The sequence below is a fragment of the Halorubrum luteum genome (genome assembly GCF_054652935.1).
The window spans coordinates 595,672-619,718 of the sequence record NZ_BAAIGT010000002.1 but is presented as its reverse complement, the minus strand read 5'-3'; the positions used below and the strand labels follow the sequence as shown (position 1 = coordinate 619,718).

The window sequence follows — 24,047 nt, the reverse complement described above, 5'->3', positions numbered from 1 at the left end:
TGCGCTTTCGTCGGAGGGATGACTGATGCGTTGTCTCGACGGGAGGGGACGGAGCGGTGTTACGATTCAGTCGGCCGGAGCGGGAGCGGTCGAGTCGACGCGTCGCTCGCGGAGGTATCCGTGGAAGTATGCGCCGACGAACATCCCGGCGACGCCGTAGAGGATGACGACGTTGCCGATCCCGAGGCTCGCGTACGCCGCACCCGGACAGATCCCGGACAGTCCCCATCCCACACCGAACACGCCGCCGCCGAGAATCACGTCGCGATCCATCGACTTCAGGCGGCGTCCGAACCGCTTTCCGGTCAGTGGTGCCGATCTCCCGGACAGCGTGAGCGCCCAGAACGAGACGGCGACGACAACGCTCGCGCCGCCCATCACGAACAGGAGTCCGAGATCCCGAAGCTGGAGAAACTCGATGACGATCTCCGGACGCGCCATCTGGCTCACAGCCAGCCCAGCGCCGAACACCGATCCGCCGAGGAAGACGAGCGGAAGGAACAGCGGATGGCTCTCGTGGTCCGCAACGACGCCGCCACCGCTCATGGCCGAACCCCCGCGGCCATCACCAGCTGTGCGACGCCGATCGCGACGAGCATGAACGTGGCGACGTTGACGAGGGATGCCCGTGAGGCGGACCCGACGCCGCAGACGCCGTGCCCGGACGTACACCCCTTCCCGAGCCGGGTACCGACGCCGATGAGGATCCCGCCGAGGAACAGCCGCCACGGCTGTACCTCCGTGGTCCAGCCGAACTCGCCGGTCGCCACCGAGTAGACGGCGGCCCCGAACACGATCCCGAGCGTGAACACGACCCGCCAATCCCGGGACGAGACGAACCGCGGCTGCTGGAAGCGCCGAAGCTTCGAGCCGTACGACAGCGTCGACTCGAGGAACGTGCTCGCACCGGCGTGGATGCCGGTCCCCACGTAGATGATCGCGGTGCCGAGTCCGATGAGCAGTCCGCCGAGGAGATAGTGGTCCCACCCCCTGGGGAACAGCGCCTCGGCGAGCAGCGTGATCTCGTTCATACGGGCTCTGTGCGTCGCGTCCGGGAAAACGCTCCGCTCACAACCGATGTTGCCGGGCTCGATGACGGGATCCGGTGCGGTGACGGGCACGGACCGCGTCCGAGCCGGCGGCGTCTGCGGTCGATACGAGCCAACCAAGCGAGATGGCTGACAGGCGACACCCGTGTCGGCGTTCACGCGGCGACGTGTCGCACACCCGCTGCCCGCCGCGCGGTGGTCGTATCAGGTCACGGCGGACCTGGCCCCGGCATCGTATATAAGGGTTGCACCGTTCGACGGTAGCCGATCGTCGTCAATCGATCGTCGACAGCGCGTCGAGGACGGCGTCGATCTCCGCTTCGGTCGAGACCGCGTGGACCGAGACGCGGATCGCCTCCGGATGCGGCAGCGACCGGACCACGATGTCGCGGTCTGCGAGCCGGTCGACGGCGTGTTCGGGGTCGTCAGCGGCGATCGTCACGAGCCCGGAGTGGAACTCCCGCGGGCTCAACAGGCGGTCGTCGTCGAGACCGGATTTGAGTCGGTCGGTCAACGAGGCGATCCGAGACTCGATCTCGTCGATACCGACCTCCTCGACGATGTCGAGCGACTCCGCGAGCCCGACGTGTGCGGTAGGCGTCGTGCTGCCGACCTCGAACCGGCGTGCGCCCGGTTTATACGTGATCGACTCCGCGGTCGGCGTCTCGACGCTTCGGTAGCCGATCGCGCCGGGCACGAGATCGGCGGCGGAGTCGCGGTCGACGTAGAGGAACCCGGCACCCCACGGACCGAGAGGCCACTTGTGACCGGCGGCCGCGACGGCGTCCGCGTCCCACTCGGCGACGTCCATCGCCCGATGGCCCGGTAGCTGGACGGCGTCGACGAGCGTGAACGCGCCCGCGTCGGACGCGATCTCGACGAGCTCTCGAACCGGAAGGCAGGTCCCGTGCGTCCACGTGATCGCGCTGAAGCAGACGAGTCTGGCGTCCGCGACGGCGTCGGCGAACGCGTCGATGTCGATTCGGCCGCGGTCGGTCTCGATCACGCGGACCTCGACGCCTTCGCGTTCGAGCCGTTGCCACGGCAGGACCCCGGCGGGATGTTCGAGGTCGGTCCGGACGACGACGTCGCCCGGCTCCCAGTCGATCGCGGCGGCGATCCGGTTTATTCCGTCGGTCGTGCTCTCGGTCAGGGCGATCTCGTCGGGGTTGGCACCGACGAACGACGCGACCCGCTCGCGCACCCGATCGTACGTCTCGAACGCGCGCTCGTAGGGGCCTTTTGACACGGGGTCGTACTCGTGGTCGGCCAGAAACGACGACGCGGCCTCGACGACGCGTGTCGGACTCGGACCGTGCGCCCCGAAGTTGAGATACGTCGCGTCCTGTAACCCCGGCGTCTCCGCCCGGAGGTCGAGTGGATCCATGATTCGGATCGGGCGGACCGGGACCAAAAACGTCCCGACGACGACGGCCGACACGCTCAACCGGCTGAGGATCGAAGCGTCGTCAATGGATATCGGTGATGCGACGCCACGCGACGACATAGACGTGTTGGTCGTCGGCCCCGACGACCTGGCGACGTCGCTTTCGGAGGCGAGTCGGGAGGACTCGTGCTCGGAGTCGACGTCGCCGAGCGTCGTTCGCTCCGTGGAGGAGGTCTCCGAGGCGCTCGCGGCGATCGACGACCGACTCCCCGATGTCGTGGTCGCGGCGTACGATCTCGGCCCGGATTCGGAAACCGGGCTGACGCTGCTCCGGTCGGTTCGTGACCGCGAGGAAGCCGTTCCGTTCGTGCTGTGTTCGACGGCCGGTGACGACCGCGTCGCAAGCGACGCCGTCTCGGCCGGCGTCGACGAGTTCGTCGTCGCCGACGAGCTGATGGCCAACGGGCTCGACTTCGAGACGCTCCGTGACGCGATCGGGCGGGCGCTCGACCGCGGGCGGAGACGGAGCGAACGTGAGCGGTCGGCGCGCGGGTTCGAGGCGGTGTTTCATGACGACCGATCCGCGACGCTGATGCTCGCTCCGTCGGGTACGGTTCAGCGCGCCAATCGGACCGCACGCGATCTCCTCGACAGCGGCGACGCGTCCATCCGAGGTACGAACGGGGATGTCGCCGACGGTCCGTCGTCCGAGTCCGGGCGACCGGTCCCGTTCTGGGAGCTGCCGTGTTGGACGGACGATGTCGTCCGGCGAGACGTGCGGACCACCATCGAGGACGCGATGGACGGGCGTACCGGAAAGGTGGTCGTCGAGCATGGTGGCGGGGACGAGGACGAGGACACTCGCGTGACGGAGCTGTCGGTCCGGCCGGCGCTGGACGGGCGTGGCGGGGTCGACGGTGTCGTCGTCGATGCGGTCGACATCACCGACCGCGTTCGCCTCGAGCGGGAGCTCAGACGGTCCGAGGAGCTTCACCGCGTCACCCTCAACAACATGACGGATACGGTCCTGATCACGAACGAGGCGGGCGAGTACACGTACGTCTGCCCGAACGTGAACTTCATCTTCGGCTACACGGCCGAGGAGATCCGCGAACTCGGCACGATCGACGCGCTGCTCGGCGAGGAGCTGTTCGACCGCGAGGAGCTCGCCGAACGCGGCGTGTTGAAGAACATCGAGTGCACTGCGACCGACAAGGCGGGACGCGAGCACAGCCTGCTCGTGAACGTCCGCGAGGTGTCGATCCAGGACGGGACGCTGCTGTACAGCTGTCGGGACGTCACGAAACGGAAACAGCGTGAGGACGCGCTGGCGACGCTGCAAGGTACCGCTCGGGAGTTTCTCTATGCGGAAACCGAAAACGGGATCGCGGAGCGCGTCGTCCGGGACACGTCGGACGTCGTCGGTATCGACGCGGCCGCGATACACCTGTTCGACGAGGAGTCGAACGTGCTTCGCCCGGCTGCATCGACGCGGGAGATGGAGCGTCAACACGGGCCGCTCTCCCCGGTCGGCATCGACGAGGAGACGCTTCCGGGGTACGCGTTCGTCGCCGACGAACCCCTGTTTTACGGCGACGTCCACGGGGCGGAGCGACTGTCGAACCCCTCGACCGGCCTCGCCAGTCTCGCGTGTGTTCCGCTCGGTGACCACGGGGTGTTTCTCGCCGGGTCGTCGTCCGCGGACGCGTTCGACGAGGTTGCACGCGAGCTGGTCGATCTGCTGGCGGCGACTGCCGAGGCGGCGCTCGATCGGGTCGCTCGCGAGGCCCGGCTTCGGAGCCAGGAGCGGGAGCTGCAGTGGCGCAACAGTCAGCTGTCGGCGTTGAATCGGATCAACGAGACGATCCGGGAGGTCGACCGCGCGCTCGTTCGTGCCGAGACGCGCGAGGAGATCGACCACGCGGTCTGTGACCTGCTCACTGCCGCCGACCGGTTTTCGTTCGCGTGGATCGGTGCCCCCGACGCCGCGGGGGAGGTCGTCGAGCCGCGGGCGTGGGCGGGCGACGGACGCGGCTATCTCGACGAGCGATCGATCCCGATCGCGGCCGACCGGGTCGAGCCCGCGGGTCGAGCGCTCGCGACCGGCGACGTGACGACGATCTCGAACGTCGGACGCGACCTTCGCGAGGCGGCGTGGCGAACCGACGCGCTCGCACGCGATTTCCTCTCCGTGTCGAGCATTCCGCTCGTGTACAACGACGTCTCCTACGGTGTGTTGACCGTGTACGGCGACTCACAGAGCGCGCTTGACGACACCTCGAAGGCGGTGTTGGCCGAGCTCGGCGAGACGATCGCCTCGGCGATAAGCGCGGTCGAACGGACGAACGCGCTGGTGTCGACGTCGATGACGCGAGTCGAGTTCGCCGTCGGGGATCCGACGTTCGTTCTCACGCGACTCGCCCGCGACGCGGACTGTACGCTAACGTACCAGGGCGGAGTGCAGCGGACGCCGGACGGAACTGGGGTGTTCGTCACCGTCGACGACGCCTCGGTCGACGCGGTTGCGGACGTCGCGGCCTCGCTAGTCGACGTCGAGTCGGTCCAGCAGATCGCGGCCGACGCGAACGGCGGCGTCCTCCGGCTCCAGCTCTCGCGGCCGTTTCTGGCGACGAATCTGGCGGACCACGGGGCGGTGTTCCGGAGCGCATCCGCCACGCCGGAGACGACGACGATCACCGTCGACGTCCCGGGTAGCGTCGACGTCCGTCACGTCACCTCGGTCGTTCGGCAGTCGTTCGACGGCGTCGAACTGCGCTCGAAGCGGAGTCACGACCGCGTCCCCGACCGAACCACTCGCTCGCGGTTCCTCGAGGCACTCACGCCGAGACAGATGGAGGTGGTTCAGACTGCCTACTACGGCGGATTCTTCGACGCGCCGCGACGGAACACCGGTGAGGAGGTGGCAGAGATGCTCGATATCTCCTCGACTGCGTTCTACGATCACGTCAGATCCGCCCAGAGCAAGCTGTTCAGCGTGCTTTTCGAGGAGAACGCCGCCATGGTAGAGACCGCCAAGCAGGGTTGATTATCAAACCCTCTTGGTGCATTGGGGTTCGTCATCGAACCGTTCAGCATTACCTTATACACCTTTTACTCCTAGGCGAGCACGTCCGCCGACGTGACGTCGCTCGCTTTCGAACCATGATGGACCTACCCACCGACCTCGAGACGGCCGACACGACACCGTACGAGTGTTTCGACTGTGCGACGATCGTTGACGAGGCGGACCACCCGGGAGCGTGCCCGAACTGCGGCGGGACGATGCGAAACCGAAGTCTCCCGATCGAGTGATGACGAGCACGAGCGGCGCGATCCACGACGATAGCGGCAGCACTGACTCGACCGACGACGATCCGGACGCGACCGAGGATCGGAGTGACGCCGAGCCGACCGAGACGGCGCTGGAGACCGCACAACGGCAGCTGTACAGCGTCGCCGACCGGATCGACATCGATCCGAACGTCGTCGAGCGGCTCGCCGAGCCGAAGCGCGTCCACGAAGTGGCGGTCCCGGTCGAACTCGACGATGGCTCCGTGGAGGTGTTCACGGGATATCGCGCACAACACGACTCCGTCCGCGGACCGTACAAGGGTGGAATCCGGTATCATCCGGAGGTGACGCGGGACGAATGCGTCGGGCTCGGCATGTGGATGACCTGGAAGTGTGCCGTGATGGATATCCCGTTCGGCGGCGCGAAAGGCGGCGTGGCGGTTGATCCGAAGTCTCTCAGCGACGACGAGCGGGAGCGGCTCACCCGGCGGTTCACACAGGAGCTTCGGGACGTGATCGGACCGAACACGGATATCCCGGCACCGGACATGGGGACGGATCCGCAGACGATGGCGTGGCTGATGGACGCGTACTCGATGCAGGAGGGCGAGACGACGCCCGGCGTCGTCACCGGGAAGCCGCCGTCCGTCGGCGGTAGCGAGGGACGGGACGCGGCCCCGGGCCGCAGCGTCGCCATCATCACGAGACGGGCGGTGGAGTACTACGACGACGGGCTCGAGGGCACCTCAATCGCCGTGCAGGGATACGGGAGCGTGGGTGCGAACGCGGCCCGCCTGCTCGACGACTGGGGCGCGAACGTCGTCGCGGTCAGCGACGTGAACGGCGGAGTGTACGATCCCGACGGACTGGAGACGCGATCGATCCCCTCACACGACGAGGAGCCCGAGGCCGTGATGCGACAGGACGCGCCGCGAACGGTGACGAACGACGAGCTTCTCGAACTCGACGTTGACGTCCTCGTCCCGGCCGCGATCGGCAACGTGGTGACACGCGAGAACGCGAGCGACATCCAAGCCGCGCTCGTCGTCGAGGGTGCGAACGGCCCGACGACGAGTCGCGCGGACGAGATCCTCGCCGACCGGGGGATCCCGGTGATCCCGGACGTTCTGGCGAACGCGGGGGGCGTGACGGTGAGCTACTTCGAGTGGCTTCAAGACATTAACCGACGGTCGTGGTCGCTGGAACGCGTCAACGAGGAGCTCGAAAGCGAGATGGACGGCGCATGGGAGACGGTCCGTGAAGCGTACGAGACCCACGAGGGAACGTGGCGGGACGCCGCCTACGTCGTCGCGCTGTCACGGATCGCCGACGCACACGAGGCACGAGGTCTCTGGCCCTAGCTGGGCCGTCACGTTTCGACGCGGATCACTTCTCGAACGTTCGCTCCCGCCTGCGACGTCGCTCCAGAAGTCGCCTGATCCCGGCACCCGGTCCGCCCGCTATCGGCCACCCGTTGGTTCGCCAGCCGGGCGGTTCGGGCGCAAACGACGGACAGGAGCCGGCACACTCCCGGGCGGTCGGGACCTTCTCTTTGGCCGCGCAGTACGGGACCAGCCCGCGTCCGTTCCGCCGAAGCTCGAACGACCGACAGTCCGGTCGCATCGTCTCGTGGAACGACCGCCACCCCTTTCCGTAGGCCCGCTCGGCGATCTCGAGGCGACGTGTGACGACGCCGGGCTCGCGCTCCGTGGGTGCGAGACTGCTCGGGAGCCAGTGGACCCGAGCGCCGCCAGCGTCGACGCCGTCGGTGAAATCGGTGGTGAGGACGCCCGCCTCCACGGGCACCGTGTGGAGGAGTGCGGGTTCGACGGCGTCGCCGGTCGTCTCGGTGGCGAGCCACACCTCGTCCGCGAGGGCAACGTCGATGTCGTGTGTCAGCTGGTCGGCGAGCGCGTCGGCCGCGCTCGCGTCGAGGTCCGGCTTGTTCTCGATGGCGACGATCCGGCGAACCCAGTCCGGATACGGTCGTCTCCGCCGGAGCTCGATCCGGTTTCCCCGTCGACGCTTCTCGATCAGGTCGCGTCCGTCCGCGCGATGGACCGCTTGCCTGACGTGACGCCACGGGTAGCCCGGGTGCGGCAGCGCGTCGCGGTACCATTCCCACTCCGCGGGAGCATGGCGAACCACGTGAAGGAGATCGGAGTCGAGGGCGCGCTCGCCGAACGCGCAACGGCGCGAGAACGCTTCGGGATCGATTTCGATCACGACCGTATCCCAGCGTCGGCGTTTGGTCCCGAGCTGTCTGGAGACGACGACCGGACGAGGCCCCTCCGTGGGATGCCACGCCAGCTCGGCGTACCGGCAGACGGTCAGCTCGTAGCCGAACTCTGCGTCCGGGGTCACGGTCGTCGTACGCGCCGCCGACCTAAAAGACGGACTGATCGACCGCGGATTTAACCACCGACGGGTTCACTCTCATCGTCATGGAGACGACGGCGGAGCTTCCGCTGGCATCGGGTGCCGTTTCGCTCGGCGAGCTCGCCGATCCGCTGGTCGTCGACCCCGATCCGTGGCTTCTCGAAACGGTCGTGTTGGCGCTTGAAGACGTCGATCCGTCGCTCGCCGATCCGGGACTGGACGAGCTCCGATCTGCCGCAGCCGCTGACGTGCCCCCGTGGTCGGCGGTCGACGCGCACCCAACCGTCTCCGTCCTCGTACGCGAGGAGGTGTTCGAGAGGCTTATTGACGGCTTTCACGAGGCGAGCCGCGTCGCGGCGCTCGTGGACGCGGCGCTGCTCGCCCCGCTCCGGCTCGACACGCCGCAACCGAACGCCGTCGTCGCCGGGCGGGACGAGGGGTTCGCGGTCGTCGAGACGCCGAACGGTCGACTGGCAGTCGGCTCGGACGCAAGCCTCCGACGGCGATACGCCGAGACACGAGCGGAGGCCGACCCCGTTCGAATCCCAGCACCGAGCCGACATCGGCTGTACGCGGCGTTTTTCGACCGCTGTGGGCGCGAGATGGCCGACGACGTGGTGCGTGCGCTCGACGCGTCGCCCGACCCCCACGCCGACGTCGTCGGCCCCCGGATCCGTGCGTACCTCGTCGGCGCGCGGCACGAGCGTTTCGACCACACCGTTCGTCGGGCCTGCGAGGACGCCGGAATCGGGAGTTCGGCGACGTTCACCGGTGTGAAACGTCGACTCGTCGACGCCGACGTCGTGACGACCGACCGGGTCGGCCAGCCAGTCGGGCGACCCCGAAAACGACTACGGGTGTGCAGTTCGGTCGAGGCGACATCGATGTCGGCGTTGTTGGCACGGACGCGGGAGCTGCTCGACGACTGAGAGACCTCCACGGACGGCTGCAAAGCGGTCAGATGAGACTCGCGCCGTCGACGTCCGTCCGACCGTAGTCGACGTCGAGTAGCGTCAGCAGAGTCGGTGCCACGTCGAGCAGATCGGCATCCTCGACGGTCGCATCCGGATGATCCACGAACAGCGCCGCGTTATCGAACGTGTGCATCCCGGTTCGGGGGCCGTCGGGATCGAACACCGTTTCGTGGGGTTTGAAGCCGGATTTGAGGTCGAACCCGTCGTTCGGGACGGCGACGAGGTCGGGCGCGATCTCGTCGTGATCGCCACGGAAGACGTCCTCCCGCTCGACCACGCGTCTGATGACGGAGCGACCGTTCGGCCCCTCCATCGACTCCAGTTCGGCTTTCAGTTCGGCGCGGACCTCGTCGTACTCCGCTTCGGGGACCGCGCCGCGCGGCTCGCGCCCCTCGAGGTTGAGATAGAACCGACCCGGCATGAGCGAGTACGCCCGGGTGTCGTCGTCGATGTCGGCGAGTGCGGCGTGGTCGTCATCGGTTTCGTAGGAGAGCCACCCCTCCTGCTCGAGCCACTCGTTGCAGTAGACGTCGTATGTGAGCGTCGTGAACCCGTGTGGAGAGCCGACGACCAGCGTAACGTCGTCCGGCAGCGCCCGTCGGATCTCGCCGATCCGATCGTCGAGCGTCTCGTAGAACTCGAGGAACGCGTCGCGGTACTGACCGTCCTCGACGTACTCGCGCCACAGGAAGTGGTTGACCCGGTCGGGCGTCGTGAACACGCCGACGAACAGCTCCCAGTCGTCGCGTTTTACGTATCGCTCGAACGCCGCCGCCCGGCGGTCGAGCGTCCGGTGTGCGTGGTCGAGAAACGCCGACTTATCCGACTGATGACCGAGCTTCGCGTTGACGTCGAGGACGTATCCGGACTCATCGAGGTACGATCGGAGCTCCTCCGGATGTGCCGCCTCGTCGACGCCGGGTGCCAACACGCCGGAGACCATCCGCTGGACGTCCCGCTGTGGCGGGAACGTCACCGGGACGTTCATCACCGTTGCGTCGAGCCCGGCGTCGGTCGCCCGGTCCCACACGCGGCTGGCCTGAACGTCTCGTCCCATCGGCACGTACGTGTCGTACGAGCCGACTTCGCGGTCCTGGAATCCGTACACGCCCGTCTCGCCCGGGTTGACGCCGCTCGTGAGCGCCGGCCAGCAGGCGCTGGAATCCGGCGGAATGATGCTGTCGATCGCGCCGCTAGAGCCCGTCTCGGCGATCGTCGTCAGCGTCGAGAACGTCTCCGGCTCCTTCCGGACGAGGTCGTACGGGACGCCGTCGATCCCGATGAACGCGACCCGTGGCGTGTCGTCGCCTCGTAACCGGTCGAATAGCCCCATACCACCCCTTCCGGTGTAGAGCCCAAAAGAGTTGACATCCGATCTATCGGCTGTACGCTCGTTCCCGACCGCACTCGAATCGCGTGGCCGGTCGGTTCGGACCGGTGGGAACGTCCGACCGTTTCTCTCGGGTAGGCTTTTGGGTCCGGGTCGAGAGAAGACGGTATGGAAACGCGACGCGCGCTGCTCGTCGACGCGTTCACCGACGAGCCGCTCGCCGGCAACGTCGCCGGCGTCGTACCGAACGCCGAGGGGCTGAGCGACGACCAGATGGAACGGATCGCCGCGGAGCTCGGCGCGTCCGAGACCGCCTTTCTCACCGAGTCGTCGGCGGGTAGCGACGCCGACCGACGGATCCGGTACTTCTCCCCGACGACGGAGGTCGACCTCTGTGGCCACGCCACGATCGCGAGCTACGCGACGCTCGTCGCCGACGACGCGCTCGCGCCCGGCGAGGAGACGCTGGAGACGAACGTCGGGGAGCTGACGGTCACCGCCGACGACGACGGCACGGTCTGGATGCGTCAGCAGCCGCCGACCGTTAGACGTGTCGACGTCGAGCACGGCCGGCTCGGTGCGGCGCTCGGGGTCGATCCCGCTGCGCTGCGGGACGTCGGCGCGGACCTTCCGGCGGCGGTCGCGTCGACCGGGCTGCCGTTTCTCATCGTTCCCGTCAACTTCCTCGAGCGGCTCGGGGAGGCCGATCCGGAGACGGACGCCGTCGTGGCGCTGTCGGAGGAGTTCGACGTTGCGGGGGTGTATGCGTTCACCTTCGACGCGCTGGACGCCGATGCCACCCTTCACGGACGTGCGTTCGTCCCGGCGCTGGGCGTCGACGAGGACCCCGTGACGGGAACCGCAAGCGGGGCGTGTGCCGCCTATCTCCGTGAGGTCGCCGCCTTCGACGGCGAGTTTCCCGAGGAGCTACGGCTCGAACAGGGGCACTTCCTCGACAGGCCGGGGTCGGTCCGGGTGCGGCTCGACGGCGACGACGTCCGGGTCGGCGGCCGGGCGACCGTCTCGCTCGACGGCGAGATCCGGATCCCCGACGCGGACGACGACGACCTGATAGTCGCGTGAGCGACCGGTGCACTGCCCCGGAGCCGTCCCGGACCGAACGCCTTACGACTCCGGAACACCGATCCGCGATCGTATGGAGTTCGACTTTCCACGCGCCGCCGGTCTGCTCGTACTCGTGATCGCAGTCGGTCTCGCGGGTCTCGTCGGGAGCGGCATGATGGTGCTCGAAACGACGCTGATGATGGTTGCACCGTCGATGATCGCGTTCGGTGCAGTGGCGTTTTTCCTCGGCGTGAAACATGGTGAGTACCGGTCGACTCACGGCTGAGTAGGCTTCACGCCGGCGTTCGGGCGGGATCGGCCAGCCAGCCCCCGGTGTGTTTTTTCTACGTTGCGGTCAGTGCTCGGTGAGTTCGCGCCACGACCAGACGAACCGCTGGAGCGCGGTGACGTGTGTAAAAACGGCGAGCACGACGAGCGTCGCGTCGACGAGGTCGAGCCCGTACAGAAGCGTCGGGTTCGCGACGGCGGCGACCGCACAGACGACACCGACGAGCACGAGGATGTCGGCCCGCCCGAGCAGCCCGCCGTAGATCCGGCCGAGTCCGAGCGCGTCGCCCTGCGTACCGAGATACGCCGTGAGCAGCACGCCGGTGAGCGCGAGCATGCCGAGCTCGTACTGGTCGGCACCGATCGCGAGGCCGCCCAGGATCAACACGTCGCCGTAGCGGTCGAGAACGTGATCGAGGAAGTCGCCAGCGTCGGTCGCGGTGTCGGTCGCGCGAGCCAGTGCGCCATCGAGCACGTCAAGAAACCCGGTAAATAAGACGAGCGCCGACGCGAGCAGGTACCACGACTGGCTCGATCCGGCGACGACGAGCACGTAGCCGGCGGCCGCGGCGGTGACCACCGAGGTGACCGTGATCGCGTTTGCCGAGATGCCGAGCCGCCTCGCAGCCGAGACGAACGGACCGATCGCCTTGTTGGACAGCGGACGGAGTTTGTCGAGCGTCATGGCTGCTCTCGGAGCTTGTCGAGCGTCATCGCTGCTCTCGGAGCTTGTCGAGCGTCATCGTTTGCATGCCCGTCCATCGACTCCGCTTCCGTCGTCCGTCGGCTGCCATTCGTGCTGGAGTGTACTGCCGTGCGTCTTATACCCGGCGGGATCGGGACCGTGGCGAACGAAAAGAGTTGTATCTCCCCGCCCGCATCGACACGTCATGTCGCGGTCCCCACTGCGGAGTCGTCTCCGATCGGCCGCATCCCGTGGTTCGCCGGACGCCCGGCTCCTGTTTGCCGTGACGACCGTTTCGCTCGTCGCGCTCGTCGTCCGCCTGTGGGAACTCGGCGAGCGAGTGTTCCACTGGGACGAGGGGCGGGTCGGGTACTGGACGCTCCGGTACGCCGAGACGGGCGAGTTCGCGTACGATCCGATCATCCACGGGCCGTTCCTCCGTATCGTCAACGCGACCGTCTTCGGCATGCTGCCACCGACCGATGCGACCGCACGGCTCGTCGTCGCCGTGGTCGGCGGGCTGTTACCCCTCGCAGCGTGGCTGTTTCGTGAGCATCTCGACCGGGTCGAGGTCGTCGCACTGGCGACGCTGCTCGCGGCGAACCCCCTCCTCGTGTACTACTCGCGATTCATGCGTAACGACGTGCTCGTCGGCGCGTTCGCGTTCGTCGCGCTCGGGTTCGCCGTTCGAGCGCTCGACACGCGACGGGTTCGGTATCTGTATCCGAGCGCCGCGTTTCTCGCCCTGTCACTGTCGACGAAGGCGAACACGCTGTTGTACGTCCTGTGTTTCGCCGGTGCGGCGGTGTTGGTGGCGGATCACCGGCTCGTTCGGCGCGTTCGGGATGGGGACTCGCTCACGCACGCGCTTCGGTCGTGGGCGTCGAGCGTTCGCGACGCGGCTCGTACACTCTCCGGCGACCGATCGGCGGTCCTCGTGCTCCCCGGTCACGCTATCGGGCTTGCGGCCACGTTTCTCGCCGTGGTCGTGTTCCTGTATGCCCCGCGTCCGTTGCTGTACACCGCGTTGGGGACGCCCTCGCTGTGGGGTGAGCTCGTCCACGAGGCGACCGTCGGATCGGCTCGTGCACTCGTCGACCTCTGGATCACGGGCGACATGCAGGATAACCCGTATCTCGAGTATCTCGGCCACGAGCTGGAGACGCTGGCGCACGGGGCGGCAGTCGTCTGCGTCTTCGCGCTCGTCGGATTCGTCGTCGACGGATACGGCCGACGCGGGGACGATGTGGACGACGGTCGGGTATCGAACGTGCCGTCGGGACGGTCGCGCGCGCTCGTCGCGTTCGCGAGCTACTGGGCGCTAGCGAGCCTCGTCGGCTACCCGGCTGCGACCGACATCAACGCCCCGTGGTCGGCGGTCCACGTCGTGCTCCCGCTGACGATTCCCGCCGCGGTCGGGGTCGCCTACGTGGCCCGCGAGGCGGTCGCCGCGGTCGATCGGGCGGACCGCCGGACGACGATCGCGGCCAGCGCCGTCCTGCTCGTCGCGGTCGCGGGCGTCGTCGCGCCGACGGCGCTGTACTGGAACTCCGCGGATCCCGACCACACGGAGGTGGTGCAGTGGTCACAGCCGCACAACGACCTCCGCGAGTCGCTCGACGACGCGGAGTCCGTCATCGCTACGGCCGACCGCGACGTCGACGTGCTGTTCGTCGGCGCGGACATCGACAGCCGTGACGGATCCTTTTATATCGAGGACGAGACGGCCGCGGAGACGAAAGGTGCGCCGGGCGGCTGGTACGACCGACTGCCGCTGCCGTGGTACTTCGAGCGGGCGGACGCGTCCGTCGACAGCGTGCCCCCCGACGCCGACCACGCCGAGGCGCTCGCGGATCCGCCGCCGGTCGTCGTCGCCCACGCCGACAATCGCTCCGCAGTCGACCCACATCTCGACGGCTACGTCGACCGCGAACACGACCTCCGGCTCTGGTCGTTCCGGGTCGTCGTGTACGTCGACGCCGAGGCGCTCGCGACCGTCGAACGCGACTGAAACGGTTAAAACAGTCAGGACACGAGCCCGCGACGCCGGAGCTCATCCCTGAGAGCCGACCGCTTCACGAGCACGAACCCGACGCAGATGAGGAGGAATCCGGCGATCGTCGTGAGCGTGATCCCCTCGTTTAAAAATATCCAGCCGGAGAGCGCGGCGAAAATCGGTGCGACGTAGGAGACGAGATTGATCTCGATCGGGCCCAGTCGGTCGAGGAGATCGAAGTAGATGAGAAAGCCGACCGCGCTGGCCGCGATCGCGAGATACGCCAGTGCCAGCAGCGCCTCGGTCGTCCAGACGATCTCGTCGATCGACTCCCCGACGCCGACCGCGATGGCGTGCATGATGAGCGCGCCGACGACCATCGACCACGCCTCCATCGTCTCTATCGGCAGCTCCGCCTCGACGGCCCGGGTGAGGACGCTCCCGAGGGCGAACGCGGCGGCCGCAAGGAACACGAGGAACTTCGCGACGGTTCCGTCGCCGGTCAGGTTTGACGGATCCGGCGCGGCCAACACCGTCGCTCCGGCGAGTCCGACGAGTAGGCCGATCACGCCGACGAGCGTGAGCCGCTCGGACGGGAGAAACGCTCGCGCGAACACCGTCGTGAGCACCGGGGAGAGACTCACGATCACGGCAGCGATCGCGCTCGTCACTGCGGGGTCGCTCTCGCCGACGAAGAGGAACACGTGGTACGCCGCGATTAGCAGCGTCGCCCCGACCGCGACGAGCGTCCACTCGCTCCGGCCGCGTGGGATCGGGTCGTCGACGACGTGCCACGCGTATACGAGCATTATCACACCGGCGATATCGTACCGAAGGGCCGCGAAAAGCACCGGCGGAAAGTACTCCAGCCCGGCGTTGATCGCCATGAACGCGGAGCCCCACACCGCAGCGAGGACGAGGAACAGCGCGAGGTTCCGGTAGCGGGTCACGGGAACACTCCGACGGGTGCGGTTCAAAAACTTCCGAAACCGGTCGGTCTCGTGGGGGAGTCGGTTCCGTGGGGGAGTCGGTTCCGTGGGGGAGTCGGTTCCGTGGAGGAGTCGGTTCCGTAGGGGAGTCACCGAACAGCGTACCCGTCACCGTCTCGACGAATGACGCCGACATCGGAGAGACGTTCTAGCGCGTCGGCGACGCTGTCTTCCGGGGCACCGACCTCGTCGGCGACCGACCGTGGAGTCCCATCGGTTTCGGCCAGTGCGGCGAGGACGGCGGCGAAAAACCGGCTGTCGACCTCCGTCCCGAGCCGTTCGTCGATCGCGGCCAGCGTGTCCTCGACCCGACCGTGGACCCATCGCTGAGCCAGCGAGAGCTCGCGGTCGATCTCCTGTAGCCGACCGTACTCGGCAGCTAGCTCGGCGATATCGTCCGGTGGCTCGGGATCCGAACAGGGAGGACCGTCGATCGAGATGTGTGGACAGCGTCCGGACATATCGAGGCTGCTTTTCGCCGGATACGCGCTCTTGGCACCGAAGCCGTACGGTGAAACGCTCACCTCCAGCCGGAGACTGCGCGTGATCCGGAAGTACTTCCGGCGCTTGTCGTCCGTCGTCGACTCGATCAGTCCGGCTTCCTCCAGCTTCCGAAGGTGGTCGATCACCGCCTTCGGGCTCACGTCGAGGTACTCCGAAATCTCCGTCACGTAACACGGTTTGTGGGCGAGAAGCCGGAGAATTCGCCGCCGGTTCTCGTTCCCGAGGAGATCCAGCAGTACCGCGGAGTCCATTAACGTGTGGTTAGCGTCCGATACGTAAAAGGCTGACTTCACGAATCGCGCGAAGCAAAGTCACGAATCGCGCGAAGCAAAGAGTAGTTACCTTGCGCCGGGAACGGAGACGTATGCGCACCGCACTTATCGTTCTCGACGGATGGGGCCTCGGCGACCACGATCGACGCGACGCGGTGAAAGCCGCCGACACGTCGACGTTTGACGCCGCCGCCGATCGAGGCGCGCATGGACGACTCGTCGTTCACGGGCGGCGGGTCGGACTGCCGGACGGACAGATGGGGAACTCCGAGGTCGGGCATCTGAACATCGGCGCGGGGCGCGTGGTCAAGCAGGCGTACACACGGATCACGGACACGCTCGTCGACGGCTCGTTCGTCGACAACGACGCGATCGCCGGTGCCTTCGAGCACGCCGCCGACCACGACGGTCGCGTACACTTCATGGGACTCGTCTCCGACGGGGGGGTCCACTCCGATCTCGCGCACCTCAAGGCGCTCATCGACGCGGCGGCCGAGGTCGGCGTTCCCGCTACCACGCACGCGTTCACCGATGGCCGTGACACCGCCCCGGAGATCGCTGACGAGTTCCTCGCCGAGCTGAGCGAGCACGCGGCCGACCGGGGAACCGACGACGTCTCGACGGTGATGGGTCGGTACGTCGCGATGGACCGGGACGAGAACTGGGACCGGACGAAACGGGCGTACGACGCGATCGTCGACCGCGAAGCCCCGAACACGGCCGCAACCGCCGAGGCAGCGGCACGCGAGGCGCACGCCCGCGGCGAGACCGACGAGTTCATCGAGCCGACGCTCGTCGAGGGCGGCGAGCCGCTTCGCGACGGCGATGCGGTCGTCTTTTTCAACTTCCGTGCTGACCGCGTCCGCCAGCTCGTTCGGGTGCTGTCGGAAACGCGACCGGAATGGGCGTTCGACGTCGACGCGCCGGACGTGAAGCTGGTAACGATGACGGCGTACGACGAGACGTTCGAGTTCGACGTCGCGTTCCCGCCGGAGATTCCGGTCAACACGATCGGCGAGGTGGTCTCGGAGGTGGGGCTCACACAGCTCCGGATCGCCGAGTCCGAGAAGTACCCCCACGTCACCTACTTTCTCAACGGCGGTCGCGAGGTGAAGTTCCCCGGCGAGCGCCGCGAGATCGTGAAAAGCCCCGACGTGGCGACGTACGACCACAAACCGGAGATGTCGGCACTCGAGGTGACCGACACCGCCATCGACGTGATCGAGAGCGACGATCCGGATCTGCTCGTGTTGAACTACGCGAACCCGGATATGGTCGGGCATACGGGCGATTTCGAGGCGGCCGTGGCGGCCGTCGAAACTGTCGACGACCAGCTCGACCGTCTCCTCGACGCCGTCGCAGCTGCTGGAGGCCACGCGGTGGTCACGGCGGACCACGGCAATGCGGACGACATGGGCACGGTGGACGACCCACACACCGCGCACACGTACAATCCGGTCCCGTTCGTGTACGTGACGCCCGACGGCGACGCTGGCGGCCGCTCGATCCGAGCCGACGGCTCCCTGTGTGACGTCGCGCCGACGTTGCTCGAACTCATGGAGATCGACAAGCCGTCCGAGATGACCGGCGAGTCGCTACTTCGGTAAACGGACGATCATCGGCACGCGAACGACCCCGAGCGCGTTCCGGTTCCGGCACAGGATGTCAAGCTAGCGATCGTGCGATGTGGTACCAATATATAAAAATATTTTTCGAGTTTAGAAACTCTTGTTTTGTTCGTAACAACGCTTAAGTGGAATGCAGCCGAACGTAGGGATGCAATGAGTACCCAGAAGCACGCCCGTCAGCAGTACGGTGACGTTCACGAGAGCGAGGCGATCCGGATCCCCGAGGAGAAAGCCGAGCAGCTCGTCGACGCGCTCAACACGGATCTCGCGGCGACGTACGTGCTGTACCACCAGATCAAAAAGCACCACTGGCTCGTCGAGGGCGCGGAGTTCCTCGACATCCACGAGTATCTCGGCGAGGTCGCTGCCGATCTCGAGGAGGGTGCGGACGTCATCGCGGAGCGTGCGCAGGCGCTCGGCGGCGTCCCGCTCTCGGGCGGCGCGAACTACGAGGAGCACGCTCCGGTCAGTCCGGAGGGGAAGGACGCGTACGACATCCGGACGTCGCTGGAAAACGACCTGGAGATGTTCGGTGACATCACGGAGACGCTACGCGAGCATATCCAGCTTGCGAGCAGCCTCGGCGACTACACGACCGAGGAGCAGCTGCGTGACGTGCTCGAGACCGTCGAGGAACACGGCCACCACCTCGAGCACTACCTCGAGGACGACACCCTCGTCCAGCTCGAGTAGACGCGCTCGCTGACGCCGTCGTCTCTCGTCTCACCGCCCTTTCTTTTATAAAGACCGGATCGGATCATCGAGCGTACAGCTTCCCACCCATAAGCGACGCGAGCGTGATACCATCGGCGGGTGTCACGGCGACGTACGGGCGCTCGACCGGTCCGAACACGTCGACCACGCGACCGACCGTCGAGAGCGACTCGTCGACGACCATCAGCCCGATCTCGGGTGGCTCGCTCTCGTTCTCGGCGTCGACGCGGGCGATCGCGAGCCCCTGTGCGGTCCTGACGACCGTTCCAACGCGCCGCATCGTCACTCCCGAATGAGTCCGAGATACGCGGCGATCGCCTGGACGAGGTCGTTTTTCGCGGTGTCCTCGGTACCCTGGACGACGACCGCGCCGCGCGGTTCGAACTCCCGTGAGTACGTCTTCTCGCGCTCTATCACCGCGTCGTAGCCGACCTGCTGGACCGCCTTCGCGATCTCGTCGACGGTCGGGTCCTCGACCGCGAGATCCGTCGGCACGCGACGACCCTCCGACCGGGAGCACTCCGCGTCGAAGTAGGCGGGATACACGACGTTCTCGACCATACCGACACAGCGAGCGCGCGGGGTAAGGTCGTTTCGACTGCGGGACGAAACGCGAGATGGGCCACGAGTGGATCGACGGAAGCGAGCGGCTTCGTCGCTGCTACCGCTCTCGACGAGCCGTCGTTGCGGCGGCGAGCGTCGCGAGCAGCGCGGCGACGATCGCGGTCACGACGCCGAATCCGGGCGCCTCGTCGTCGACTGCGTCGTCCTCGGCGTCCTCGGCGTCGGTGTCGTCCGCGTCGTCGGTCTCGTCACTCTCCGGAGTGTCATCCGACTCCGCGGCGGCGTTGTACTCCTCGACCGCGTCGGCGAGCGTCGCGGTCGACTCGACCACGCTGATCGGTGCGGGCTGGTTGAGGTAATGCACCTGCATCACGACCGCGTTCCGCTCCTGTCCGGCGGTCGTCCGCACGTACGGCTCCTCGTCGAGTATCGGTGCATCGGGATCGGTGACGAGGATCAGCTCGGGATCCATCCCGATGACGACCTCGCCGGAGAGCTGTGGGTACCCCTCGTGTTCGGCAGCCGCGACGTTTTCGACCCCGCCGATCGTCATGATCTCGTCGATGAACGTGTTGCCGGCGGCGACGAATCCGGACCCGAGCGGATACAGCGCGGCCGGTCGATCGATGTCGGCGGTCCTGTCCTCGACGGCCTCGACCTCCTCGTACATCCACTCGTTCGTCTCGGCGGCGGCCTCGCACTCGCCCGTCAACAGCCCGATCCGCTCGGTTTTGTGCGCGATGTCGTCGATGTCGGTCGCTTCGGGGAAATGGTAGACGGTCTCGCCGGCGTTGCGAAGCGGCTCGACGTCCTCCGCGGAGGCGTTGGGTGCCAACACCAGATCCGGCTCGGTGTCGACGACTCGCTCCACGTCGATCCCGAACTCGGCGGAGACGTCGGTCTTCTCGTCGGCCCCCTCGAGATACATCGCGAACTGCGTGACGCCGACGACCCGGTCCCGCGCGCCGATCGCCCACAGCGTCTGCGCGGCCGACGGGTTCGTCGTCGTGATCCGCTCGGGCGGCCCCTCGAGCGTTATCTCCTCGCCGGTCGCGTCCGTGACGGTGATCGGAAACTCGCACTGTTCGGCGGTGTCGGCCGCCGCAGGGGCGTCGACCGCGGCCGTCGACGGTCCGGATCCCGCCGCAACCCCCGCGAACCCGCCGACGAAGGCGGTCACGACGAGCACCGCGACGACGACTCCTGAACTGTTTCGCATCGCAAAGATGGCCGTGCCCGTCCAATAAGTATTTATCTACTACAAGTTTTGTTGGTAACCGAATGGGAGCGACCGCGAGAGCGACGGCGTGGTCCGCCGGGTTAGCCGCGCTGCTCGTCGCCGTCGTGGTCGTCAGCGCCGGGATCGGGCCAGTCCGGATCCCGCCGGGAGAGGTGCTAAAGGTGGCGTTGAACGCGCTCGTCGTACCTGCGGGAGTCGAGACCGGCTCTCGGGAGGCAGGTGCGCTGTTCGTGCCGACGCTGGATATCGTCTACCGGTCGCCGTTCTCGTTCCCGGTCGATGACGTCCACCATCGGATCGTGATGTACGTCCGGCTGCCGCGGATCCTGCTCGCGGCGGTCGTCGGCTTCGCGCTCGCGGCCGCCGGCACCGTCATGCAGGGGTTTTTCAGGAACCCGATGGCCGACCCGTCGATAATCGGCGTCTCCTCGGGCGCGGCCGTCGGCGCGGTCGCGTTCATCGTGTTCCCGGTGGCGCTGTCGACGACGCTCGCTCTTCCGGTCGTCGGCGCGGTCAACGTGGGGCTCTCGCACGGCGCGGGAGTGAGTATCTTCGCGTTCGTCGGCGCGGTGACGGCGGCGTTCGGCGTGTACGCCATCGCGACGCGCCACGGTCGGACGCCGGTTGCGACGCTGCTTCTCGCCGGCGTCGCCGTGCAGACGTTCCTCGGCGCGGTGATCTCGTACCTCCAGCTACAGGCCGGGGAGTCGCTCCGCCGGATCGTCGCGTGGCTGATGGGCCATCTCTCGGCCGCCTCATGGAGCGACGTGACGGTGACGGTGCTCATCGTCCCGCCGCTTTTCATCATCCTCCTCGCGTACGCTCGCGATCTCAACGTCCTCCTCCTCGGTGAAGAGGAGGCACAGGGGCTCGGGATCGAGGTCGAACGGACCAAGCGGATCCTGCTCGCAGCCTCCTCGTTGATCACTGCCGCCGGGGTGGCGTTTGCGGGCGTCATCGGCTTCGTCGGCCTGATCGTTCCACATATGCTCCGACTCGTCGTCGGCCCCGACCACCGCGTTCTGCTGCCGACCGCCGCTCTCGCCGGTGGCTCCTTTCTCGTCGCTGCCGACACGCTCGCCCGGTCGGGAAGCGCGGAGCTTCCGGTGGGAGTCGTCACCGCCGCAGTCGGCGCACCCTTCTTCATCTACCTGCTTACGAAACGTGAGGTGCACGAGCTGTGAGCACCGACGATACCCCCAACACGGACGCCGGAGAGGAGACGCCCGGCGACGGGAATGGGCCGAAAGCCGGCACCCACGCTGGCGGACAAACGCCGGTGATACGCGTTCGAGATCTCTCCGTCTCGTTCGGCGAGCTGTCGGTGCTGTCCGGCGTCGACGTCGACGTTGCGTCGGGAACGCTCGTCGGGCTCGTCGGCCCGAACGGGGCGGGGAAAACGACTCTGCTGCGGGCGATCAAGGGGACGCTGACTCCGGATGCGGGCGAGGTTCGGCTGGCCGGTGATCCGGTGTCGGAGCTGTCCGCAAAGCGCACGGGTCGACGCGTCGCAAGCGTGCCACAGGAGACGAGTCTCTCGTTCGACTTTCCCGTTCGGAACGTCGTCGAGATGGGGCGAACGCCCCACGTCGACCGCTTCGGGAGTCACGACGGCGACGACGCGGCGGCGGTTCGAGCGGCGATGGCCGCCGCGGACGTCGAGCAGTTCGCCGACCGTCCGATCACGGAGCTGTCTGGCGGTGAGCGTGGCCGCGTCCTGCTGGCTCGGGCGCTCGCACAGGAGACGCCGGCGCTCCTGCTCGACGAGCCGACGGCGAGCCTCGACGTGAACCACGCGATCCGGACGCTGGAACTCGTGCGCGAGCGCGTCGTCGAGGGGAAAGCCGCCGTCGCCGCGATTCACGACCTCGAGATGGCGGCGCGATACTGTGACGAGATCGTTCTGCTCGCCGACGGCGAGGTCAGCGCTGCCGGACCGCCGGAGGCCGTGTTGACGGCACGAAGCCTCAAAACGGCGTTCGACGCCGAGGCGTTCGTCGGTCGCAACCCAACGACCGGTCGTCCGACCGTGACGTCGTTCCCCGCCACTGACGCCGCGGCGCGACGAGTCCACGTCATCGGCACCGGCCCGGATGCGGCCCGCGCGATCGGTCGGCTTTCGGCCGCCGGACACACGCTCTCCGTGGGCGTCGTTCCCGAGGGAGACGTTGCGGCGCGAGCGGGAGACGCAGCCGAAGCGACCGTCGTCACCGTGCCGCCGTTCGAGCGCGTTGGATCCGGGTCCGAGGCGGTGTCTCGCGCTCGCGAGCTTGCGACGGCCGCCGACGTGACCGTGGCCGTCGGCGATGTCGCGACCCCGAACCGTGCCGTCCTCGACGGATGCACGGCGATCGTTTCGGTCGATATCGACACGGAGGCCGATGTCGATCGACTGCTCGACGACGTGGCGTCCGCTCCGGACGGTTGACGCGACGGGCTTCGATCCGCGATGTTCGTGGTCGCGGAGAAAGCGCAAGGACGAAACCCCCCGTTCGCCTACGGATACACAGATGCTCCCCCGTGAGTACCGCGGCGTTGCGTTCGCGGTCGCGCTGTTCGTCGTGGTGCAGATCGGTGCTCTCGCGCTGGTTCCGGAGTTCGCCGAGAGCGGCTACCAGCCGGTCGATGACCCGCAGGACCCGACGAACAGTCTGATCTACATCGCCGCCATTCTCGTCATGACGGGGCTCATGCTGGCGGCGTTCCGATACGAGTTCGACTGGGCGATCCGGCTCCTGATCGTCGGCGTTTCCGGCTGGCTCGCGTGGTACGTGTTCGCTGCGGTGCTTCCGCCGCTTCTCGCTGCAATTCCGGCCGTCGCCGTCGCTGTCGGGTTGCTGGTCCATCCGGAGTGGTACGTCATCGACGCTGCCGGCGTGTTGATGGGCGCCGGCGCTGCTGGCCTGTTCGGGATCACCTTCGGAATTTTACCCGCGTTGATCCTGCTCGTCTTCCTCGCGGTGTACGACGCGATCTCGGTGTACGGAACCGAGCACATGCTGTCGCTTGCCGAGGGCGTCATGGATCTCAACATTCCGGTGGTGCTCGTCATCCCACTGTCGCTGTCGTACTCGCTGCTCGACGACGATTTCTCCGGTGCTGCCGACGTTCACGAGACCGAGGCGCAGACGGTGGACGATACGATGGCTGGCGCGGCGAGTGACACACCGGACCGGGGAGAAGCCGACCCGACGGCTAGTGTGGAGGACGATACAGGAAGCGATCGGGAAGACGACGCGGCTCCTCCCGAGGACGGCTCCCGTGACGCCTTCTTTATCGGTCTCGGCGACGCGGTCATTCCCGCAGTGTTGGTCGCCAGCGCGGCGACGTTCTCGCCCGCGCCAAGCCTCTCAGTGCCGCTCATCGGGATCAACCTTCCCGCGCTGCTTGCCATGGGCGGCACGGTTCTGGGACTGCTCGTGCTCATGAGCTGGGTGATGAAGGGACGTGCCCACGCCGGACTCCCCTTGTTAAACGGCGGCGCGATCGGCGGATATCTCCTGGGCTCCGTCGTTGCGGGCGTGCCGCTCGTCGACGCGTTCGGACTAACGCCGCTACTGTAGCGGTCTCGTCCCTTGGCGGGCCGTTTTTGTCGCGGTCTCGTCTCCTCAAGCCCTGGCACGGCCTCGGCGACGGTCGTCGTCGAGGTGACGCTCGGATCGGAGCCTCTTTCGGGGCAAAGTTGAAGCCGG

General features: G+C 67.2%; 23 protein-coding genes. 12 read left to right on the top strand and 11 right to left on the bottom strand.

What is annotated here, in order from left to right:
- Window positions 1-66: 66 nt before the first annotated feature.
- From ACYQ0R_RS03045 to ACYQ0R_RS03035, 3 genes are all read right to left on the bottom strand, one after another.
- Window positions 67-546 (bottom strand): DUF6691 family protein, encoded by a 480-nt coding sequence (locus ACYQ0R_RS03045; RefSeq protein ID WP_459820868.1) that lies wholly within the window; start codon window positions 544-546, stop codon window positions 67-69.
- Window positions 543-1,031 carry a YeeE/YedE family protein gene (locus ACYQ0R_RS03040; RefSeq protein WP_459820867.1) on the bottom strand — a complete coding sequence of 163 codons (489 nt, stop codon included), beginning with the start codon at window positions 1,029-1,031 and terminating at the stop codon, window positions 543-545. The genes ACYQ0R_RS03045 and ACYQ0R_RS03040 overlap by 4 nt, the downstream gene beginning before the upstream one ends.
- A gap of 292 nt (window positions 1,032-1,323) precedes the next feature.
- A complete protein-coding gene (locus tag ACYQ0R_RS03035) occupies window positions 1,324-2,436 on the bottom strand; it encodes an aminotransferase class V-fold PLP-dependent enzyme (RefSeq protein WP_459820866.1) in 1,113 nt (370 codons plus the stop codon).
- An 85-nt stretch (window positions 2,437-2,521) separates the two neighbouring features.
- On the opposite strand from ACYQ0R_RS03035, the gene ACYQ0R_RS03030 reads away from it, so the two are divergent.
- The 3 genes from ACYQ0R_RS03030 to gdhB all read left to right on the top strand — a co-directional run bounded on the left by ACYQ0R_RS03030 (window position 2,522) and on the right by gdhB (window position 7,088).
- Window positions 2,522-5,482, top strand: coding sequence for a bacterio-opsin activator domain-containing protein (locus tag ACYQ0R_RS03030; RefSeq protein ID WP_459820865.1), 2,961 nt, complete (start codon window positions 2,522-2,524; stop codon window positions 5,480-5,482).
- Between the two features lie 116 nt (window positions 5,483-5,598).
- Window positions 5,599-5,748, top strand: coding sequence for a rubrerythrin-like domain-containing protein (locus tag ACYQ0R_RS03025; protein ID WP_459820864.1), 150 nt, complete (start codon window positions 5,599-5,601; stop codon window positions 5,746-5,748).
- Window positions 5,748-7,088, top strand: coding sequence for a glutamate dehydrogenase GdhB (gene gdhB, locus ACYQ0R_RS03020; protein ID WP_459820863.1), 1,341 nt, complete (start codon window positions 5,748-5,750; stop codon window positions 7,086-7,088). Before ACYQ0R_RS03025 ends, gdhB begins: the two co-directional genes overlap by 1 nt.
- 25 nt (window positions 7,089-7,113) lie before the next feature.
- On the opposite strand, the gene ACYQ0R_RS03015 is transcribed toward gdhB, so the two are convergent.
- Complete coding sequence (locus ACYQ0R_RS03015; protein ID WP_459820862.1) at window positions 7,114-8,091, bottom strand: DUF5787 family protein; 978 nt, start codon at window positions 8,089-8,091, stop codon at window positions 7,114-7,116.
- A gap of 80 nt (window positions 8,092-8,171) precedes the next feature.
- On the opposite strand from ACYQ0R_RS03015, the gene ACYQ0R_RS03010 reads away from it, so the two are divergent.
- Window positions 8,172-9,035, top strand: coding sequence for a transcriptional regulator TbsP domain-containing protein (locus ACYQ0R_RS03010; protein WP_459820861.1), 864 nt, complete (start codon window positions 8,172-8,174; stop codon window positions 9,033-9,035).
- Between the two features lie 28 nt (window positions 9,036-9,063).
- On the opposite strand, the gene ACYQ0R_RS03005 is transcribed toward ACYQ0R_RS03010, so the two are convergent.
- Entirely contained in the window at window positions 9,064-10,413 is a 1,350-nt protein-coding gene (locus tag ACYQ0R_RS03005) for an alkaline phosphatase family protein (RefSeq protein WP_459820860.1), read from the bottom strand.
- 165 nt (window positions 10,414-10,578) lie between these two features.
- Here ACYQ0R_RS03005 and ACYQ0R_RS03000 point away from each other — a divergent pair, with 165 nt between their 5' ends.
- Both ACYQ0R_RS03000 and ACYQ0R_RS02995 read left to right on the top strand, forming a co-directional pair.
- Complete coding sequence (locus ACYQ0R_RS03000; protein ID WP_459820859.1) at window positions 10,579-11,493, top strand: PhzF family phenazine biosynthesis protein; 915 nt, start codon at window positions 10,579-10,581, stop codon at window positions 11,491-11,493.
- A 73-nt stretch (window positions 11,494-11,566) separates the two neighbouring features.
- Window positions 11,567-11,761 (top strand): DUF7333 family protein, encoded by a 195-nt coding sequence (locus tag ACYQ0R_RS02995; protein ID WP_459820858.1) that lies wholly within the window; start codon window positions 11,567-11,569, stop codon window positions 11,759-11,761.
- 69 nt (window positions 11,762-11,830) lie between these two features.
- Here ACYQ0R_RS02995 and ACYQ0R_RS02990 read toward each other — a convergent pair whose 3' ends face one another.
- Window positions 11,831-12,448 (bottom strand): CDP-alcohol phosphatidyltransferase family protein, encoded by a 618-nt coding sequence (locus ACYQ0R_RS02990; protein ID WP_459820857.1) that lies wholly within the window; start codon window positions 12,446-12,448, stop codon window positions 11,831-11,833.
- Between the two features lie 205 nt (window positions 12,449-12,653).
- Here ACYQ0R_RS02990 and ACYQ0R_RS02985 point away from each other — a divergent pair, with 205 nt between their 5' ends.
- Complete coding sequence (locus ACYQ0R_RS02985) at window positions 12,654-14,459, top strand: flippase activity-associated protein Agl23 (protein ID WP_459820856.1); 1,806 nt, start codon at window positions 12,654-12,656, stop codon at window positions 14,457-14,459.
- A 14-nt stretch (window positions 14,460-14,473) separates the two neighbouring features.
- Here the strand turns inward: ACYQ0R_RS02985 and ACYQ0R_RS02980 are convergent, their stop codons facing one another.
- Both ACYQ0R_RS02980 and ACYQ0R_RS02975 read right to left on the bottom strand, forming a co-directional pair.
- On the bottom strand, window positions 14,474-15,394 hold the full coding sequence (locus ACYQ0R_RS02980; RefSeq protein WP_459820855.1) for a DMT family transporter: 921 nt from the start codon (window positions 15,392-15,394) through the stop codon (window positions 14,474-14,476).
- A 128-nt stretch (window positions 15,395-15,522) separates the two neighbouring features.
- The gene (locus ACYQ0R_RS02975) at window positions 15,523-16,188 is read right to left on the bottom strand and encodes an ArsR/SmtB family transcription factor (RefSeq protein WP_459820854.1); all 666 of its coding nucleotides are present in this window, start codon (window positions 16,186-16,188) and stop codon (window positions 15,523-15,525) included.
- 113 nt (window positions 16,189-16,301) lie between these two features.
- Between ACYQ0R_RS02975 and gpmI the strand changes: the two genes are divergently transcribed.
- Complete coding sequence (gene gpmI / locus ACYQ0R_RS02970) at window positions 16,302-17,816, top strand: 2,3-bisphosphoglycerate-independent phosphoglycerate mutase (protein WP_459820853.1); 1,515 nt, start codon at window positions 16,302-16,304, stop codon at window positions 17,814-17,816.
- A 174-nt stretch (window positions 17,817-17,990) separates the two neighbouring features.
- Window positions 17,991-18,530: a DNA starvation/stationary phase protection protein DpsA gene (dpsA, locus tag ACYQ0R_RS02965; RefSeq protein WP_459820852.1), complete on the top strand. Its 540-nt coding sequence runs from the start codon at window positions 17,991-17,993 to the stop codon at window positions 18,528-18,530.
- A 64-nt stretch (window positions 18,531-18,594) separates the two neighbouring features.
- On the opposite strand, the gene ACYQ0R_RS02960 is transcribed toward dpsA, so the two are convergent.
- The 3 genes from ACYQ0R_RS02960 to ACYQ0R_RS02950 form a co-directional block, all read right to left on the bottom strand.
- Window positions 18,595-18,831, bottom strand: coding sequence for an H/ACA ribonucleoprotein complex subunit GAR1 (locus ACYQ0R_RS02960; protein WP_459820851.1), 237 nt, complete (start codon window positions 18,829-18,831; stop codon window positions 18,595-18,597).
- Window positions 18,832-18,833: 2 nt separating this feature from the next.
- Window positions 18,834-19,112 carry a signal recognition particle subunit SRP19 gene (gene srp19 / locus ACYQ0R_RS02955; RefSeq protein ID WP_459820850.1) on the bottom strand — a complete coding sequence of 93 codons (279 nt, stop codon included), beginning with the start codon at window positions 19,110-19,112 and terminating at the stop codon, window positions 18,834-18,836.
- Between the two features lie 100 nt (window positions 19,113-19,212).
- On the bottom strand, window positions 19,213-20,334 hold the full coding sequence (locus ACYQ0R_RS02950; RefSeq protein ID WP_459820849.1) for a PGF-CTERM-anchored ABC transporter substrate-binding protein: 1,122 nt from the start codon (window positions 20,332-20,334) through the stop codon (window positions 19,213-19,215).
- 62 nt (window positions 20,335-20,396) lie between these two features.
- Between ACYQ0R_RS02950 and btuC the strand changes: the two genes are divergently transcribed.
- The 3 genes from btuC (at window position 20,397) to ACYQ0R_RS02935 (ending at window position 23,918) form a co-directional block, all read left to right on the top strand.
- On the top strand, window positions 20,397-21,539 hold the full coding sequence (gene btuC, locus ACYQ0R_RS02945) for a vitamin B12 ABC transporter permease BtuC (protein WP_459820848.1): 1,143 nt from the start codon (window positions 20,397-20,399) through the stop codon (window positions 21,537-21,539).
- Window positions 21,536-22,783, top strand: coding sequence for a heme ABC transporter ATP-binding protein (locus ACYQ0R_RS02940; RefSeq protein ID WP_459820847.1), 1,248 nt, complete (start codon window positions 21,536-21,538; stop codon window positions 22,781-22,783). The genes btuC and ACYQ0R_RS02940 overlap by 4 nt, the downstream gene beginning before the upstream one ends.
- Window positions 22,784-22,865: 82 nt before the next feature.
- The gene (locus tag ACYQ0R_RS02935) at window positions 22,866-23,918 is read left to right on the top strand and encodes a presenilin family intramembrane aspartyl protease PSH (protein WP_459820846.1); all 1,053 of its coding nucleotides are present in this window, start codon (window positions 22,866-22,868) and stop codon (window positions 23,916-23,918) included.
- Window positions 23,919-24,047: the final 129 nt, after the last annotated feature.